The sequence below is a fragment of the Pseudoalteromonas sp. APC 3250 genome, from assembly GCF_030407915.1.
In the GTDB taxonomy this organism is placed as follows: domain Bacteria; phylum Pseudomonadota; class Gammaproteobacteria; order Enterobacterales; family Alteromonadaceae; genus Pseudoalteromonas; species Pseudoalteromonas tetraodonis.
In genome coordinates, this window is the sequence record NZ_JASDCM010000003.1 from 168527 (window position 1) to 186643 (window position 18117).

The 18117-nt window shown below is 40.6% G+C and carries 17 protein-coding genes; 12 read left to right on the forward strand and 5 right to left on the reverse strand.

Going from position 1 to position 18117, the window contains the following annotated elements:
• Window positions 1-253 precede the first annotated feature (253 nt).
• Together QL986_RS04680 and dapE are read left to right on the forward strand one after the other, a co-directional pair.
• The gene (locus tag QL986_RS04680; RefSeq protein ID WP_028835397.1) at window positions 254-1672 is read left to right on the forward strand and encodes an MATE family efflux transporter; all 1419 of its coding nucleotides are present in this window, start codon (window positions 254-256) and stop codon (window positions 1670-1672) included.
• A 71-nt stretch (window positions 1673-1743) separates the two neighbouring features.
• The gene (dapE, locus tag QL986_RS04685) at window positions 1744-2952 is read left to right on the forward strand and encodes a succinyl-diaminopimelate desuccinylase (RefSeq protein ID WP_024602839.1); all 1209 of its coding nucleotides are present in this window, start codon (window positions 1744-1746) and stop codon (window positions 2950-2952) included.
• Window positions 2953-3032: 80 nt separating this feature from the next.
• Here the strand turns inward: dapE and QL986_RS04690 are convergent, their stop codons facing one another.
• The gene (locus tag QL986_RS04690) at window positions 3033-4763 is read right to left on the reverse strand and encodes a lysophospholipid acyltransferase family protein (RefSeq protein ID WP_024602838.1); all 1731 of its coding nucleotides are present in this window, start codon (window positions 4761-4763) and stop codon (window positions 3033-3035) included.
• Window positions 4764-4923: 160 nt separating this feature from the next.
• Here QL986_RS04690 and QL986_RS04695 point away from each other — a divergent pair, with 160 nt between their 5' ends.
• A complete protein-coding gene (locus tag QL986_RS04695; RefSeq protein ID WP_024602837.1) occupies window positions 4924-5844 on the forward strand; it encodes a glyoxylate/hydroxypyruvate reductase A in 921 nt (306 codons plus the stop codon).
• A gap of 257 nt (window positions 5845-6101) precedes the next feature.
• Here the strand turns inward: QL986_RS04695 and smrA are convergent, their stop codons facing one another.
• From smrA to QL986_RS04710, 3 genes are all read right to left on the reverse strand, one after another.
• Entirely contained in the window at window positions 6102-6683 is a 582-nt protein-coding gene (smrA, locus tag QL986_RS04700) for a DNA endonuclease SmrA (protein ID WP_024602836.1), read from the reverse strand.
• A 396-nt stretch (window positions 6684-7079) separates the two neighbouring features.
• Window positions 7080-7325 (reverse strand): hypothetical protein, encoded by a 246-nt coding sequence (locus QL986_RS04705; protein ID WP_013464466.1) that lies wholly within the window; start codon window positions 7323-7325, stop codon window positions 7080-7082.
• A gap of 106 nt (window positions 7326-7431) precedes the next feature.
• Entirely contained in the window at window positions 7432-7851 is a 420-nt protein-coding gene (locus QL986_RS04710; protein WP_029750472.1) for a hypothetical protein, read from the reverse strand.
• A 109-nt stretch (window positions 7852-7960) separates the two neighbouring features.
• On the opposite strand from QL986_RS04710, the gene QL986_RS04715 reads away from it, so the two are divergent.
• Window positions 7961-8344 carry a response regulator gene (locus QL986_RS04715; RefSeq protein ID WP_008114419.1) on the forward strand — a complete coding sequence of 128 codons (384 nt, stop codon included), beginning with the start codon at window positions 7961-7963 and terminating at the stop codon, window positions 8342-8344.
• Between the two features lie 67 nt (window positions 8345-8411).
• On the opposite strand, the gene rpsT is transcribed toward QL986_RS04715, so the two are convergent.
• Window positions 8412-8672 carry a 30S ribosomal protein S20 gene (rpsT, locus tag QL986_RS04720; protein ID WP_008114420.1) on the reverse strand — a complete coding sequence of 87 codons (261 nt, stop codon included), beginning with the start codon at window positions 8670-8672 and terminating at the stop codon, window positions 8412-8414.
• Window positions 8673-8925: 253 nt separating this feature from the next.
• On the opposite strand from rpsT, the gene murJ reads away from it, so the two are divergent.
• The 8 genes from murJ to QL986_RS04760 all read left to right on the forward strand — a co-directional run bounded on the left by murJ (window position 8926) and on the right by QL986_RS04760 (window position 18010).
• Window positions 8926-10506, forward strand: coding sequence for a murein biosynthesis integral membrane protein MurJ (gene murJ / locus QL986_RS04725; RefSeq protein ID WP_024602834.1), 1581 nt, complete (start codon window positions 8926-8928; stop codon window positions 10504-10506).
• 74 nt (window positions 10507-10580) lie between these two features.
• Complete coding sequence (gene ribF, locus QL986_RS04730) at window positions 10581-11507, forward strand: bifunctional riboflavin kinase/FAD synthetase (RefSeq protein WP_024602833.1); 927 nt, start codon at window positions 10581-10583, stop codon at window positions 11505-11507.
• Window positions 11508-11536: 29 nt separating this feature from the next.
• Entirely contained in the window at window positions 11537-14365 is a 2829-nt protein-coding gene (ileS, locus tag QL986_RS04735; RefSeq protein ID WP_024602832.1) for an isoleucine--tRNA ligase, read from the forward strand.
• 12 nt (window positions 14366-14377) lie between these two features.
• Window positions 14378-14878: a signal peptidase II gene (lspA, locus tag QL986_RS04740; RefSeq protein ID WP_013464471.1), complete on the forward strand. Its 501-nt coding sequence runs from the start codon at window positions 14378-14380 to the stop codon at window positions 14876-14878.
• The gene (gene fkpB / locus QL986_RS04745) at window positions 14875-15315 is read left to right on the forward strand and encodes an FKBP-type peptidyl-prolyl cis-trans isomerase (protein ID WP_013464472.1); all 441 of its coding nucleotides are present in this window, start codon (window positions 14875-14877) and stop codon (window positions 15313-15315) included. Before lspA ends, fkpB begins: the two co-directional genes overlap by 4 nt.
• A complete protein-coding gene (gene ispH, locus QL986_RS04750; protein WP_013464473.1) occupies window positions 15315-16244 on the forward strand; it encodes a 4-hydroxy-3-methylbut-2-enyl diphosphate reductase in 930 nt (309 codons plus the stop codon). The genes fkpB and ispH overlap by 1 nt, the downstream gene beginning before the upstream one ends.
• 30 nt (window positions 16245-16274) lie before the next feature.
• Window positions 16275-17309, forward strand: coding sequence for a histidine kinase (locus QL986_RS04755; protein WP_013464474.1), 1035 nt, complete (start codon window positions 16275-16277; stop codon window positions 17307-17309).
• Entirely contained in the window at window positions 17306-18010 is a 705-nt protein-coding gene (locus tag QL986_RS04760; protein ID WP_024602831.1) for a LytTR family DNA-binding domain-containing protein, read from the forward strand. The genes QL986_RS04755 and QL986_RS04760 overlap by 4 nt, the downstream gene beginning before the upstream one ends.
• Window positions 18011-18117: the final 107 nt, after the last annotated feature.

Below are 18117 nucleotides of genomic sequence, written 5' to 3' on the forward strand. Positions count from 1 at the left end.
GTGTGACTATTTGTTGATTGAGGCTATTATTGCTCGAGGTTAAAAATAAAAACCTGTTCTAGATCAAAGTTTCAAAAGCGGATGAGTAAAGAGCCTCTATTTATTGATTTAGATTAAACTTTTACTTAATTAGTGCTTAAAAATTATTGACTGATCACTTAAATACAAGCCGCAAACGAAGTATTCATAATATAATCAGCTAGTTTTGTTAAACTAAGGCTATGTTCACGGTTTAATAAAAGAAAGCGACCTCATGACTCCCTCTGGTCAACTATTTCTTCAAGGCTCCATTGCTAAAGCGCTGTTGAAATTAGGTATTCCTATTATCCTCATTAATATATTGCAGTCGGCTTATCAGCTTACGGATGCATTTTGGGTTGGGCGATTAGGAGCAACCCAAGTCGCTGCAGTGTCTATTAGTACCCCGATCACTTTTTTAGTCATTGCTATAGGCTCTGGGCTTGCAATGGCCGGTGCTATTTTATCGGCGCAATACATGGGCGCAGGTCAGCAAGATAAAGTGAACCATGTTGCAGCGCAAACGGTGTTAATGGTTGCATTTACCGCCTTAGTGTTAGGGCTACTTGGTTATGTACTTTCCCCATACTTTTTAAAACTGCTAGGCGTTGAGCAGGCGGTTTACAGTGATGCGCTTAAGTTTATGCATGTGTCCTTTATTGGCGTTATTTTTGTGTTTATTTACGCCATGTTCCAATCACTAATGCGGGGCATTGGGCAAACTAAAGTACCTTTAATCATAGTTAGCACCACCGTGTTACTTAATTTTATTCTCGATCCGCTATTTATTTTTGGTTATGGCCGTTTTGAAGGGCTTGGCGTTATGGGCGCTGCGCTGGCGACTTTGGTTACACAAAGTTTAGCGGCGCTGGCGGGAATTATTATATTTTTACGCGGTCGCCATGGCATTCAATTACAGCTAAAAAGCTTCTATCCCGATTGGCAATATATGAAACGGGCTTTTTTCTTAGGAGCGCCTGGTTCTATTGAATTATCAACACGTGCTTTTGGCTTGATCATCATGTCATTTTTAGTGGCAAGCTTTGGAACCGTTACCATTGCGGCTTATGGCGTGGGCTCTAATATTTTGCAAATGGTGATGATCCCTGCCATGGGTTTATCAATGGCGGTATCAACCTTGGTGGGGCAAAATATGGGCGCCGGCAATATTAAACGGGCTGAGCAAATAACGAAGCTTGCCAGTATGTGGGGATTAATAGGCCTTTCTTTTGTTGGGGGCATTGCTTACTTGTATGCTGATACGCTGGTAGCATTTTTTATTCCCGAAGATAACAGTGTAATAAATAAAGGCGCGCAGTTTGTTCAAGTGATGTGTTTAAGCTGGGGGGGAATTGGTGTTCAGCTTTGTATTGTTGCTGCTTTTCGTGCCTCTGGGAATATGCTTAATGCCATGATTATCGCGTTATTATCCCAATGCGTGGTGCAGTTTCCTGCCGCTTATATTCTTTCTAATCACACTTTGCTTGGCGATCAGGGAATATGGTATTCGTTTGCAATTACGAACATAACCATCGCACTGATAGCGTTCGCTTGGTTTATGCGTGGCGCATGGAAAAAAACCAGATTAACCAAAGAAGATAAACACATTGTGCAGGTGACACGAGAAACATTAATAGAAGAGGGCACACGTTAGCCTGTACTTTCATAATGCGGTCATAAAAAGTCGTTGTAATAAATACACTGCTAAAACGAGGTGTGTTTATTATGACAAAAGCTATCAACAAAAAAGTACCCGCGCCGTACTTAACTATTCCACAGTTAAAAACGCTCAGTCACTTACAAACGCTGATCCGATTTAAGTCAATTACGCCTAATTCGGCAGGTGGTATTGAGTGGCTGGCACATCAGCTAACTGATTTAGGTTTTAGCATTGAGCAGTTTAGTGCCCATAATGTCACTAATTTAATTGCTAAAATATCTTTTGGAGCAGGCCCTGTGGTGGCATTTTCTGGTCATATTGATGTGGTCCCTGCTGCGCAAGGTGGCTGGTTAGCTGATCCGTTTGATGGAAAAATAATTAATGATGCGATTTATGGGCGTGGTGCAGCTGATATGAAAGGAGGCATTGCAGCCATGCTCAGTGCAACGCAGTCGCTAATACATAGTGCGCAGCAAAAGCAGGGCTCCTTGTATTGGTTAATCACCTCTGATGAAGAAGGTGAAGCAGAGCATGGCTCAGTGTTGATTGCGAAACGCCTAGCGCAACAAGGTGTTGTACTTGATGGCTGTATTGTTGGTGAGCCTACAAGTCATTTGCAAGTGGGCGACACCATAAAAAATGGCCGACGTGGCGCGCTGTCAGCGCGTTTAACTATTCAAGGAAAAGCAGGACACGTGGCCTATCCTGAAAATACCATCAATGCTGCGCATATCAGCGCTGAAGTAGTGAATAGATTAACCCAAATTGATTGGCTTTTAGATGAGCCAAGCTCAAAAACAAGCTTGCAAGTTACCGGTATTAATATTGATAACGTGCTTGATAATTTAGTGCCTGCTCAATGTGATATTACGTTTAATATTCGCTACAGCCATGGGTATAAAAGTACAGATGTGAAACAGCTGGTACTTACTGCACTGAATGATTTAAACGAATATTTAACGGTGCAATGGGAGCGTCCATGTGAGCCTTATTATACAAGCCATAGGGCAGAGCGCTGCTTACTCGCCCAGCTAGAGCAGGCAATATTTAACGTGACCGGAAGCTATCCAGTACTTAGTACCAGCGGCGGGACTTCAGATGGGCGGTTTTTTGCAAGTAAAAACACGCAAGTGATAGAGTGCGGGGTTTTAAACCAGACTATTCATCAAGTAAATGAACATGTGCCCATTAGCGACTTGTTACAAATAGAGAAAATATACACCCAACTATTAGTACATATATTTAGCCAATCTAATAATGAGGAGATTAGATAAATATTAAATTGCCTAAGTTTAAGTATTTAAGTTTAAGCGCCCAAGCTTAGGCGCTTAAGTTAATATTTTAACGGCAAAGCTTAGTTTATTGAGGCGGTGTCTTGCGCTCCCAAATAGCGTTTTGCTTTACTCGGTTTTACTTTCTCAAGGTCGACCAATACCAATCCATCAATACAATTATTAAATTGCGGATCAATACTAAAACTTAAAAACGTTACCCCATTTGGCTCACATAGCTCGGTGTATTGTTTAAATAGTGTGGGTACATGGGTGCCCATATTAGCCAGTATGTGTTTAAGTTCTACAAAGTCTTCTTTGATGTTGTTACCCATAAACAAATTAGTGCATTGAATCTGTTGCTCACGGGTGTGACGAAATGCATTGTTAGGCGTTGCGAGTGACTTTTCAGAGCCATAATAGTGCTGATAATAATGCACCAGTAAGGATTTTGCTTGCTCTGGCAGTGCGTTTGACACACTCACTGCACCAAATAAGTAACGATACTGAGGGTAGCGATTAATAAAAGCACCAATGCCATACCATAAATAGTCGAGGCTTTTTCTGCCCCAGTATTTGGGTTGTACAAAACTACGGCCTAATTCTATGCCTTGCTTGAAGTATGGCGTCATCTCTTGGGTATAATTAAATAAGCTATCGGTATAAAGCCCACGTTGAGAGTGCTGTTCAATTACATCCTGCGCGCAGGCTAATCTGTAAGCGCCAACTAGTTCGAGTGATTGTGCATCCCATAAGACTAAGTGTTGATAATGCATGTCGTATTTGTCTATATCACGGCGATTGCCACTGCCTTCACCTACTGCACGAAAGGCAATTTCCCGTAAGCGACCCAGTTCACGAAATAACGGTGAGCTGCCTTGGTATTGGTATAAATAAATAACCATGCCATCACTGGTTTTACCTAAATGTTCACAGCTTTCGATGGCTTTTTTTAATTCTTTTTTACACTCTGGTGAGGCAATAGGGGCATGAGTTTTTAGTGGCAGTGTTTTTTTAGTGGTTAAACGGTACAGCTGTTTTCGTATAAGCTCGACCACTTCCTTGTCTTTTAAATCGGGTATTAAATAAGATTCAGGAGCAATGGAGGCGCCTATTTCAAATTCGAGCGATTTTTGGCGCTGTTTAAACATTTCTTTGACTAGTAATAAACTGGCAAGCGGTTTATATAGCATAGAGGCACCGTAAAAAAGCGGGCTGTTTCTGGCTTTTATATGTATGGGTAAAATTGGGCTATTGGCTTTTTTAGCGATACGTAAAAACCCGCTGTTCCATTTACAGTCTTTGATCCCTGTTGGTCGAAGTCGAGAAACTTCACCCGCAGGGAAAATAAGTAATGCTCCTTCATTTTTTAAATGCTGGTGGATATTACTAAGCTCTTGTTTTTTACTTTGCCCCGACAAATTATCAACGGGTAGTAATAATGAATGCATTGCATCAACGGTCATTAGCATTCGGTTAGCCACGACTTTTAAATCGGCACGCACCGTCGATAACACATTAATTAATGCAAGCGCATCTAAGGATCCAATTGGATGATTAGCAATAATGACAATTTTCCCTTCACTGGGAATATTTTCTATTTGTTTTGCTTTGTATCGAGTGTCAAAATCAAGTTCATCAAGTACTTGCTCGACAAATTCTATTCCTTGAAGATGGGGATAAGTTGTTGCAAAGTTTGTAAACTCTTGTTCATGTAATAAGTAGCTAAGGCTCTTTTTTACCAGTTTTTTTATTTTAAATGAGTTAGTTAACTGTGGTAAGTTAGTCGCAATTACTTTATCTACACTGATCATACGCACCTCTTTTTTATACTAGGCTAAAGCCAATATGTTTAGCTTAGAGTGCGGATATGACAATACGCGGTCAGTTGTGTGACTTTTTAAAACCGTTTACATACTATTGAATTGAACCATATCAGTACTATTATTCAGGGTTACTTTTTAAGGAATCATCATGTCAGTTTTGGTGGCTATAACAGGCCGGGACAACACAAAATTAATAGCAAAAATGCAATCACGATTGCCTAGTATTCGAATTGAAGAACTTGATGATTGCCAAAATTTAGAGAGTGTAGAGTTCGTTTTAGCGTGGAATGCGCCTGCATCACTGTGGCCCACGTTACCAAACCTAAAGGCTGTGTCATCATTTGGCGCTGGCGTTGATAGCATTGATTTAAGTTTATTACCTGCGGATGTAGAGGTCGTGCGTATTGTTGATAAACAGTTAGCCAACGATATGGCTGAATACGTACTTACCCATGTATTAGCACAAAAATTGCGATTAAAAGAATATGCAATAAAGCAACAGCAAAGTATATGGAAACCTAAAAGAGCGCATAAACATAATCAAGTAAGCATTTTAGGGTTTGGCGAACTAGGTCAAGCATGTGCACATAGGCTGGTTAATAACGGTTTTAACGTAAATGCTTGGAGCCGAAGCCCTAAAACATCAAACATTGCGACACTCTATCATGGTGATGACGGCTTAACACAGATGCTTGCGCAAACCGATTATTTAGTATGTTTATTACCGCTTACCAGCAGTACCCAAGGCATTATTAATAAACAGTTACTTGAGCAACTGCCTGAACATGCTGTGGTGATTAATGTGGCCAGAGGTGGGCATATAGTAGAAGCTGATTTACTTGATGCACTTAACAATACACGTATACGCGCAGCAACGCTTGATGTGTTTGCCAGTGAACCACTGCCAAGCGAACACCCTTATTGGTTGCATCCAGGTATTACTTTAACACCGCACTGTGCTGCGTTGTCAGATCTGGATAGTGTTATTGAACAAATAGCAGAAAACATTTTGCGTTTAAAAGCGAAACAGCCATTAATAAATTGCATTGATAAGCAGCAAGGTTATTAATTGGCAGTTGTTGGCCTTCAAGGATTAAAATTTGTTTAATTTTTAACAGAAACAGCTTGTTAACATTTGTAATTTTTATTATTGTTAAAAACAGTTCTAACAATAATAAAAAAATAGGATGAATTATGAAACCCAATCAAGGGGGCGCAAAAATTAGCATCGTGGTTGTATCTATCATTATATTAGGAATATCTGCCTGGTTTAATCAAGCCAATGCGGCAGCGCTGCTGATCTGACCCTTATTTTCACAGCAAGATTTAGCTACGCTTGCTGTGTATTTCTCTGTTTTGATGCTTTTTATCATCACTTTTCTTCAATAAAACATACGTCGCACCACTTCCTCCATGCTGCCTAAGTGCAGTATGAAACGCTAAAACGCATGGAATTGTTTGTAACCACTGATTTACGTAACTTTTTAATATCCCTGGCTTGGTTTTATTTTTAATACCTATGCCATGGCGAACGAGTACCATTCTTATATTTCGCTGATGGCAGTCTTGAACAAAGGCTAATAATGATGCGTGTGCATTTTTTAAAAGTTGCCCATGTAAATCAAGCGTCGCATCAAGCTGATATTTCGCTAATCTTACATTTTTAAAAACCGCGCTTTGTACGCCCTCTTTTTTAAAGCTTAATATGGCAAGTGGATCGAGTAATTCAAGTGGTTCATCCAACGGATTGAACTGTTCAGAGACTAAATCTGATTGTGCTGCTTTATTTTTTTCTTGCTGGGCGATGACCGCTTTATGGTTTTTAGGTGGTAAGGTCACAGTGTCATGCGTTATGGGGGTAACATCTTCCATAGAAGTTAAGAATAAATCGAAATCTGACAATGGCATGGGCTTATCTCAAATTAGGCAAGGGTCTGTTGACCTTTGCGGATTAAAATTTGTTCAAGCTAGGGGCGGTTTAATCGCGGCGCGAGGTTTGTAACCTAGTGGGCTAAGTAAAAACCGAGCAACAAAGAGTAAATCGCCCCTAGGTAGAACCCAAAGGGCAGCGCCTGTTTGGCATTGATGCTGCGTTATCACCTATCTATGGGGAATAACCACACCACATAGGCTCTGCCTTGCCTAAATACCAAACAGACTGCTGCAAATTTAACCTTGAAAGGTCAACAGACCCTATTACGAGATAAATTTTAACTTAGTTCAAACTAAGACCCAAGATCTTTAAAGCTGCAGCAAAAAAAAGCCCAGAAAAACTGGGCTATAAAATATTCTAAGGGGAAGTAATTAATGCTGAGATACGCTAAATTGCCCAAACGTATAAACTTTGAACAAGTAAAATGTGTTGATCAACACTAAACTCATATTTGAAATAATACTCGACGACATAAGATCTAAGCTAAATGATAGGAATAACAAACCACACGCACTAATCGCAGCAACGCGAAGCAGTGTCAGTTGGTTGATAAAGAATGCACCTAAACCTAGTGCAAGTAGTAATGTATTTAAAAGCCAATCTAGCTCGTTTAGCATGGTCGTTTCAATAGTTCAGTTGTTGAAAAAAGGAGCGCCATTATGTTGATCTTTTGCACAGCTTTCAACCAAGTAATTTTAAATTTTCAGATTAGTTTTTTTAATGCTAAAGGTGGGTCATTAATACCGAAAATAATCCCTCTTCAGCAATAACATGATATTTTTGGCAGCTTTGTGGTTGCTGAAGATCTACACAGAGGTATAGTGTTCTGCGATGCTTATCTAGTCTAGGGTGCAGCGTTGAATCCAGTAGCTTTGGTTTATTGGCAAATAGCCCTGGCCAATAAATACTTTTGCTAACCATGGCTGATTTTTTATAGGTGAGTAAACTAGGCTTTGGCGCTAAAACAAATATAAGTAATAATATCGTGAAAATAAAAAATGCGGTTAGTTTGGCGCCACGTTTTACACTTACTGCGCGCGGGTTTAATTGTAAGCCAAGGTTTGCAGGCTTGTTACTAGGTATTGGTTTAACATAGGCCGCTTTATTTTTTTTGCGACGACTCTTTTTTGTGTTTTTCGACATAAAGCAAATCTGGCCTTTTTGGCTTAGCTCTCTATAATAAAGTAAATATTTGTATTTTAAGCAAATCACCAATTTCGCAGACACGGCTTTTAGCCTATAAGGATTATATATGAATACGCAGCTATCTATTTTAATAGTTGATGATGTTAGCACGGTGCGTAGCTTTCTAAGTCAAACATTGATGCATTTAGGGATAGAGAATGTAAAAGAAGCGTCTACGGCCGCGCAGTGCATAAGTGAATGCCGTGCAGCAAACTTTAACATTATATTTTTAGATATAGAGCTACCTGACGGTGATGGTAAAGAGCTTATTGCGCAGATAAATGAGTTATCACCAGAGACAAACGTGGTGATGGTGTCGGCGCATTCAGGCGTTGAAAATGTGAAGGATGCAATAGATAGAGGGGCAAAAGGATTTGTGGTTAAGCCATTTTCTCCGAAGAAAATTGCGGCGATGCTGAAAAAGTTTTATCCAGAGCTCGATAACGTTTAAAAAGCGTATTTATTTTGGGCAAAAAAAAACCGGCAAAAGCCGGTTTTTTTAATCTTGCAAAAACAAATTATAGCGCTTTAATTTTAGCAGCTAAACGGCTCTTATGACGAGCAGCTTTGTTTTTGTGGATTAGACCCTTAGTTGCGTAACGGTCTAGGATAGGTGTAGCAACAGAAAAAGCTTGCTGTGCAGCTTCTTTATCGCCAGCTTCAATAGCTACGATTACTTTTTTGAAGTAAGTACGCATCATTGAACGACGGCTTGCGTTGTGCTGACGGTTTTTTTCGCTTGTGATAGCGCGTTTTTTTGCAGACTTGATGTTAGCCAAGGTTTGCTCCTAACAATCTTAAATAAAGCTTAAATTAAAGGCCGTGGAATATGCCTGTTTTTATCATGAATGTCAATTTAATTTTAACAATCCAAGAAAAACTGCTCCTTATAACGAACATCAATTTGCCGCTTTAGCAGTTAATGGCGCTATTGTAACAAAGCAAGGGGTTCGAGCCTAGTGCTTTAAAGCGATTTATAAAAAAGACTATGGCATAATTAACTTAATTGCTGATTTTTAATATGGATTTATAGTGTCAAAAGGTTTGTTTCGTTCCGGGATGATTGTAAGTGCAATGACAATGATCTCGCGTATTTTAGGGCTAGTGCGTGATGCTGTTGTTGCTAACTTGTTGGGGGCAGGGGCTGCTGCCGATGTGTTTTTATTTGCAAACCGTATTCCTAATTTTTTACGCCGTTTATTTGCTGAAGGGGCTTTTGCACAGGCGTTTGTACCTGTATTAAGTGAAATCAAAGAACAACAAGGCGATGATAAAGTCAGAATATTTGTTGCGCAGGCGGCAGGTACACTCGGCACAATTTTACTACTCGTTACGCTTTTTGGTGTTGTGGCATCCCCCGTTATCGCCGCTTTATTTGGTACTGGTTGGTTTATTGATTGGTGGCAAGGTGGCCCTGACGCAGAAAAGTTTGAGCTTGCCAGTTCACTATTAAAGCTGACCTTTCCTTATTTATTTTTTGTAAGCTTAGTGGCGCTTAGTGGCGCAGTAATGAATGTGTACAACCGTTTTGCAGTTGCCGCATTTACTCCCGTATTACTTAATGTTTCTATTATTGGTTGTGCCATTTTATTGCATGACCAATTTTCTGTTGGTGCATATGCATTAGCAATAGGCGTATTTTTAGGGGGCGTGGTACAGCTATTATTTCAACTGCCGTTTTTATATAAAGCAAAAATGTTGGCGCGCCCGCGATGGGGTTGGCAAGACGAAAATGTTAAAAAAGTGCGTAAATTAATGCTCCCAGCGTTATTTGGTGTATCAATTAGTCAAATTAACTTATTACTCGATACGGTAATAGCTTCATTATTGATGACAGGCTCTATCGCTTGGCTGTATTACTCAGATAGACTGATTGAATTCCCACTTGGTTTATTTGGTATTGGTATTGCGACGGTTATTTTACCTGCGCTATCAAAATTACACAGCAGTAAAAAAAGTAGCGACTTTCAACATACCCTAGATTGGGGAGTGCGATTTGTGATTTTTTTAGGGCTCCCGGCCATGATAGGGTTGATGATTATTAGCCCGTTGATTATTACCGTGCTGTTTGATCACGGCGCGTTTAAAGAGGCTGGCATTGATCACGTTAAGGCAGTGAGCTTAGGGGTGGTTGCCTACTCGGTGGGATTAGTCAGTTTTATGTTAATTAAAGTGTTGGCGCCTGGGTTTTATTCTCGCCAAGATACGAAAACACCGGTGCGCATTGGTATTGTCACTTTAGTGCTTAACATGGTGTTTAATATTATGCTGGCGCCCTTTATTGGCTATTTAGGCTTAGCCCTGGCAACCTCTATGTCGGCTAGTTGTAATGCCTACTTACTGTACCGACAGCTTAAAAAAGAGAATGTTTACCAGTTCTCCAGCATGAGTGGCTACTTCACTTTGAAGTGTTTGCTGGCGAGTGTGACGATGGGCGCACTAGTGTGGTTTACCAGTAGACATTATGATTGGGCTAGCTGGCACTTTAGTGAACAAGTTATGTTGTTGGTTGTGTTATTAATTATTGCGGTTGTTAGTTACTTTTTTATGTTGTTTTTGATGGGCGTTAGACTAAATACGATAAAAAGTGTAGCAATTACTGAATCAAATTAAAAAAAAGATTATAATCGGACACTCTGCGACCCAAGGTCGCATTTTATCGCTCGCTGAAAAAGGCATTAGGTGGCATGGAGTTAATTAGAGGTATACACAATATACGCCCACAACACTTTGGTTGTGTGCTAACCATTGGTAATTTTGATGGTGTTCATTTGGGTCATGCTGCCGTATTAAAAGGGCTGTTAGCGGATGCCAAAGAAAATAATTTACCCAGCACTGTAATGTTATTTGAGCCTCAGCCACAAGAGTTTTTTGCAAAAAACAATGCCCCGGCTAGGCTTACTCGACTGCGTGATAAACTTCGTCTATTGAGTAACTTGGGGATTGAGCGCGTTATTTGTATTAGCTTTAATCAAGCGTTTGCAAATATGCATGCAGAGCAGTTTGTGAGCGATATTTTAATTAAAAAGCTGGGCGTTAAAGCATTAACGGTTGGCGATGATTTTAGATTTGGTAAACAGCGCCAAGGAAATTTTAGCCTATTGGCTAATATGGGTACTCAAGCGGGAATGAGTGTTAAAAGCACTGCCAGCTTTAGGCAATTAAATGCTAGAGTAAGCAGTACCTTAATACGAGAAGCGCTTGCTGAGGGTGACTTGGTTAGTGCAAAAGTCATGCTTGGGCATAATTATGCGATATCTGGGCGAGTTATTCACGGCTGGAAAAAAGGCCGAGAACTAGGTTTTAGAACGGCAAATATTGCGCTAAAGCGTCAAGTTTGTCCGGTTAATGGCGTATTTGCGGTTCAAGTAATGATCGCAGGGAAACACGTTTTTGGGGTAGCTAACATTGGAAACAAACCCACATTTAATGGAACTCGTGCCTTATTAGAAGTACACCTTTTTGATTTTGCACAAGATATTTATGGACAATTTATGCATGTGGAGTTGATTGAAAAACTCCGCAACGAGAAAAAATTCGAGACATTAACACAACTGACGGCACAAATAGCAACCGATGTTGCCGCCGCTAAGCAGTGTTTTGGTTTAAATTAGGTAGCCGATAGAGACGGAAAGTAGGATTAATGAGCGACTACAAACATACTTTGAATTTACCGGAAACAATGTTTCCAATGCGTGGCAATTTGGCACAACGTGAACCAAAAATGCTTAAAGCATGGTATGAAGACGACCTGTATGGTCAAATTCGCAGCGCAAAGAAAGGTAAAAAAACTTTCATTTTGCATGACGGCCCTCCGTATGCAAACGGCGATATCCATTTAGGCCATTCAGTAAATAAAATATTAAAAGATATTATTGTTAAGTCTAAAACCTTATCAGACTTCGATGCGCCATACGTACCGGGTTGGGACTGTCATGGTTTACCAATCGAGTTAATGGTTGAGAAAAAAGTCGGTAAACCCGGTGTTAAGGTAACTGCTGCAGAATTTCGCGAAAAATGTCGTGCCTATGCTAAAAAGCAAGTGGAAGGTCAAAAAGTAGACTTTAAACGTTTAGGCGTTTTTGGTGATTGGGATAAGCCTTACCTAACCATGAACTTTGACTTTGAAGCCAATGCAATTCGTGTACTAGGTCGCATTATAAAAAATGGCCATCTACATAAAGGCGCAAAACCTGTGCATTGGTGTACAGATTGTGGCTCTGCATTAGCAGAAGCAGAAGTTGAATACCAAGATAAACAATCGCCAGCTATCGATGTACGTTTTACTTTTGCTGATCAAGACGCAGTAGTAAATGCGTTTAACTTAGCTGATGGCCATCAAGGCACTGGCAGTGTAGGGACTGTTATTTGGACTACGACACCGTGGACTTTGCCAGCTAACCGTGCGGTTGCTGTGCATGCTGATTTAGAATACGCGCTAGTACAAGTAGACGATGAAGGTGCTCAGCAGCGTCTGATTTTAGGTTCTGAGCTTGTTAAAGATGCGATGGATCGTTTTGGCTTTAACCACTTCCATATCCTTGGCTATGTTAAAGGTGCAGCACTTGAAAACTTAATCGTTGCACACCCATTTTATGACTTTAACGTACCGGTTATTGTAGCTGAACACGTAACCACAGATTCTGGTACGGGTGTTGTACATACTGCACCTGGTCATGGTCAAGAAGATTTCGTGGCAGGCCTTGAGTATAATCTTGAAGTAGCTAACCCAGTTGGCGCAAACGGAGTGTACTTACCTGACACTGAATTATTTGCCGGTCAACATGTGTTTAAAGCCAATGCGAGTGTAATTGAGGTATTAAAAGAAAATAATGCCTTAATGCATCATCATGCATTAACTCATAGCTACCCACATTGTTGGCGCCATAAAACGCCTATTATCTTCCGTGCCACACCACAATGGTTTGTTAGCATGGATCAGGCTAACTTACGCAAAGATTCACTGGCTGAAATTAAAAATACTCAATGGTTACCTGAATGGGGCGAAAGCCGTATTGCCAACATGGTTGAAGGCCGCCCTGATTGGTGTATTTCGCGTCAACGTACGTGGGGTGTACCTATTGCATTGTTTGTTGATAAAGACACGGGTGCATTACACCCAAATACTCAAGAGCTGATTGAACAAGCTGCAGTACTTGTGGAAAAATCAGGTATTCAAGCATGGTATGACCTAGAGCCTGCTACTTTGCTAGGTGAAGAAGACGCTAAACAGTACATGAAAGTACAAGACACGCTAGATGTGTGGTTTGACTCAGGTGTGACTCATGCTTGTGTAGTTGATGCGCGTGAAGATTTAGTTGGTCCTGCAGATTTATACCTTGAAGGTTCTGATCAACACCGTGGTTGGTTTATGTCATCAATGATGACTTCAGTGGCAATTAATGGTCATGCACCATACAAGCAAGTGCTTACGCATGGCTTTACGGTTGATGAAAACGGCCGCAAAATGTCTAAGTCATTAGGCAATGTTATTTCGCCACAAAATGTGATGAATAAACTGGGCGCTGATATTTTACGTTTATGGGTAGCATCAACTGATTACACGGCAGAAATGACTGTATCCGATGAAATATTCAAACGTTCGGCAGATCGTTACCGTCGTATTCGTAACACCAGCCGTTACTTACTTGCTAACCTAAGTGGTTTTGATCCAAAAACGGATCAAGTTGCTGTTGATGATATGGTTGAGCTTGATAAGTGGATTGTAGGGCGCGCAGCACAGTTACAAGATGATATTTTAGCGGCTTACGATAGCTACCAAATGCTATTAGTAACGCAAAAGCTAATGAACTTCTGTACCGGTGAGCTTGGTTCGTTCTACTTAGACGTTATAAAAGACCGTCAGTACACGGCAAAAAGCGACAGCCATGCACGTCGTTCTTGTCAAACAGCGCTTTATCATATTGCTGAAGCAATGACGCGTTGGATGGCACCAATCATGAGCTTTACAGCGCAAGAAATTTGGGAAGCACTTCCAGGTGAGCGCAGTGACTACGTGTTTACTTCAACATGGTATGAGGGATTACAAGCACCAACAACGACCAAGTTTAGTAATGAAGACTGGCAAGCTATTTTAAATGTGCGTGACGAAGTGAACCGTCTGTTAGAAGCTGCACGTAAAGAAGAAGTGATTGGCGCAACATTACAAGCAACCGTAAACCTGTTTGCCAACAAAGAGCTTGCAGCAAAACTTGCGGCGTTAGGCGATGAGCTACGTTTTGTGTTGTTAACCTCTGCGGTTAACGTTACCGAGGTAGATAGTCAACCTGCAGATTCACAAACTACTGAAATTGATGGTTTATACATTAGCGTATCAGCAACAGATGCTAAAAAGTGTGAGCGTTGTTGGCATTACAGTGAAGATGTAGGTGTTGAGCCTGCTCATCCCGAAATTTGTGGTCGTTGTGTAAGTAACGTTGACGGTGAAGGTGAAAAGCGTCAATTCGCTTAGGAGTTGTTTTTAGTGAGCAAACTAACCCAAAAAAGTGGTTTAGTGTGGCTTTGGTTGAGTCTATTACTGCTTGTAATAGACTTTGCCAGTAAAACACTGGTTGTAAACACCATGGCGTATGGTGAGTCAATTAATTTACTGCCTGTTTTTAGCATCACTTATGTACATAACTACGGTGCAGCCTATAGCTTTTTAAGCGAAGCGGGTGGCTGGCAGCGTTGGTTTTTAAGTGCAATAGCAATCGCGATTAGTTGTTTGTTGGTGTGGTGGTTAAAACGTCTTCCAGCGTCTAATAAAGTATTATGTGGTGCTTACTCGTTAGTTTTAGCCGGTGCTATTGGTAACTTGTACGACCGCATTGCTTATGGTTACGTTATTGATTTTTTACATGTGTTTTACGAAGACTCACATTTTCCCGTATTTAATATTGCAGACTGCGCTATTTGTATTGGTGCTGCATTATTACTATTTGACGCCTTTACCGGCGAAAATCCAAAGGAGCATAAAGCATGAGCCAAGCTGTAATTGGTGAAAACTCAGACGTTATTTTTCATTTTTCTATTAAACTAGAAGATGGCTCTGCCGCTGACTCAACGAAAGTGCATAACAAGCCTGCTAAGCTCACTATGGGTGATGGCAGCTTAACCGCTAATTTTGAAAAATGTTTACTTGGCCTAACGGCCGGTGAGAGCAAAACATTTGAACTTGAGCCGGAAGATGCCTTTGGTCAACCAAACCCAGATAATATTTATTATGTAGATCGTAGTAAGTTTGGTGTAGAAACGCCGGCTAAAGTAGGTGCTATTATTGCGTTTACTCAACCTGATGGCACCGAGCTTCCGGGTTTGGTGCGTGAAGTGCAAGGCGAGTCAGTTACTATCGATTTTAATCACCCATTAGCGGGCCAGCGTTTAACGTTTGAAGTTGATATTATTGAGGTGCAAGGTTAATGGAAATATTATTAGCTAATCCACGAGGCTTTTGCGCCGGTGTTGACCGCGCAATTAGCATTGTTGAGCGCGCTTTAGATATTTTTGAAAAACCAATCTATGTGCGCCATGAAGTGGTACACAATCGTTATGTGGTTGATGGCTTAAAAAATCGCGGCGCTGTGTTTGTTGAAGAGCTTGATCAGGTACCGGATGACAGTATTGTTATATTCAGTGCACATGGTGTATCACAGGCTGTACGCAGTGAAGCAAAACGCCGTGAGCTTAAAGTATTTGATGCAACCTGCCCGTTAGTGACTAAAGTGCATATGGAAGTTACCCGTGCCAGCAGAAAAGGCATTGAATGCATTTTAATTGGTCACCATGGACACCCCGAGGTTGAGGGCACTATGGGTCAATACGACAATCAACAAGGTGGCATTTACCTAGTTGAAACCGTTGATGACGTGCTAAAGCTTGATGTTAAGAATGCAGATAACCTTTTTTATTGCAGCCAAACAACCTTATCGGTAGATGATACTGCGGATGTGATTGATGCCTTACGCAGCAAGTTTCCTGCTATTGATGGTCCGCGTAAAGATGATATTTGTTATGCAACTCAAAACCGTCAAGATGCAGTACGTGACTTAGCAGACAAAGTCGATGTGCTATTGGTTGTAGGCGCTAAAAATAGCTCTAACTCCAATCGTTTACGAGAACTAGCTGATAAAATGGGCACGCGTGCGTACTTAATTGACGATGCCAGCAATGTTGAAGCGTCATGGTTTGATGGTATCAATAGTGTGGGGGTTACCGCAGGCGCGTCAGCACCTGAAGTGCTAGTGCAGCAAGTGATTACCCGCTTAAAAGAGCTCGGTGGTAACCAAGTAACAGAAAACCCTGGTGAAGAAGAAAACATTGTTTTTGCTGTACCAGTAGAGCTGCGTTAATTTAGAGATAAATCATAAAAGGAGGGTCGAATGGGTAAGCAACTGTCACCAGATGCGTTACTTTTTTCGGCCCTTTTTAATGAGCGTGGTGTGCTTGCATCCCTCGTAGTAACACAGGTTGTGGCTATTATATTAGCTTTTGCTCCTAATGCTGGCGATGACATATGGCTGCATTTGGGGGCGATCAGTTTGTTTCTCCATGTAACTGTGCTGGTCAGTACCTCTTTTTTATATCTTTGTCGTCGATTACTCGCAAAACAGACTCAGTTTATTCAGATCAGTTTTTTTATTGCTTCATATAGTCTCAGTACTGCTGTATTTAGTCTGGTGTTTTCTCATATTGCTTTTGATATTGAAAACGAAAAACAACTGACGTTTTTTGTGCTGCGTAATTGCATTATTGTATTTTTGCTTACCTTACTGTTTGTACAATTTTTGCTTATTCATTTTGAAAAAGAGCAGCAAACCAAAGCACTTTCTCGTGCAGAACTTGATGCTTTGCAGGCACGGATCCGACCCCACTTTTTATATAATAGCTTGAATACGGCGGCAGAATTAACGCATCATGACGTTGAGGCTGCAGAGCATGCAATTTTAGCACTAGCAGCGCTGTCTCAAGCTGCAATGCGTTCAGGTCAAAGTGTATTACTCAGTGATGAAATAACATTAACTAAACAGTATATTGCGCTTGAATCATGGCGCTTTGCAGAGCGCTTAAAGGTTGAGTGGTTATTACCAGAACATCTCCCTGCGCTATATATTCCATATCTAACATTACAACCTTTGGTAGAGAACGCAGTATGTCATGGCATTGAGCCAAGCCAAAGTGGTGCTACTATAAGTATTGAACTGCATGTGACAACACATTATTTAACCTTAATTGTAACTAATCCTGTACCTACTGAAACTGAAAATACTAGAGAGCATAACGGTATGGCTCTTGATAATATTCGTTCTCGTTTAAGTATTTATTATAAAGGTCGGGCGCAACTGACAATAACCAACAAAGATAATCAATTTAGAGTCAAAGTAGTCATCCCAAAACAAGCAGAGAATACGTTATGAATGTATTGATTGTAGATGATGAACCCTTAGCAAGGGCACGATTGAAGCGTTTACTCGCTGAGAACCATACATCCATTCATGTGCAAGGAGAGGCTAGTAATGGCAATGACGCTTTAACACAAATGAAAAAGCAGCAGCCTGATTTAGTGTTTTTAGATATTGATATGCCAGGCTTAAATGGCATCGAAGTGGCCAATCAACTCAATGATCTAGCGGTACCTCCGGCGATTATTTTTATAACCGCTCATCCTGAGCATGCACTTGATGCGATGCAGTTAAATGCAGCCGGATATTTGGTAAAACCTATATCAGAAAAAAGTTTGCAACATGCATTACAACAGCTAGGACGTTTAAACAGAGTACACCTGCAACAACAACAAACAGAAAAAATAACCTATCAATTAGCAGGCACCGTAAGAAGTATAAAAATAGAAAATGTTTTTTATTTTTATGCACAGGAAAAGTATACCAAAGTTGTGTTCGATGGTGGGGAGGCTCTAATTGAAGACAGTTTAAAGCAACTTGAAATGCAATATCCTCGTCACTTATTGCGAATTCATCGAAATACCTTAGTGAATAAAAATAAAATTTTGGCACTCCATACACTTAAAAACCATCAACATGTTATTGAACTCAAAGGGTGTTCACCTTTTTTAGCTGTTAGTCGTCGAGCGCTCAAAAGCGTAAAAAGCGTACTTTAGCACACCGACCTATTAACCGCTTATCAACATAATTAACCGTTGGTCGTGGTCCTAGTTGAATCTATTTTTTTATTGCATACACTTAGTATCAGATAATTATTATTTGG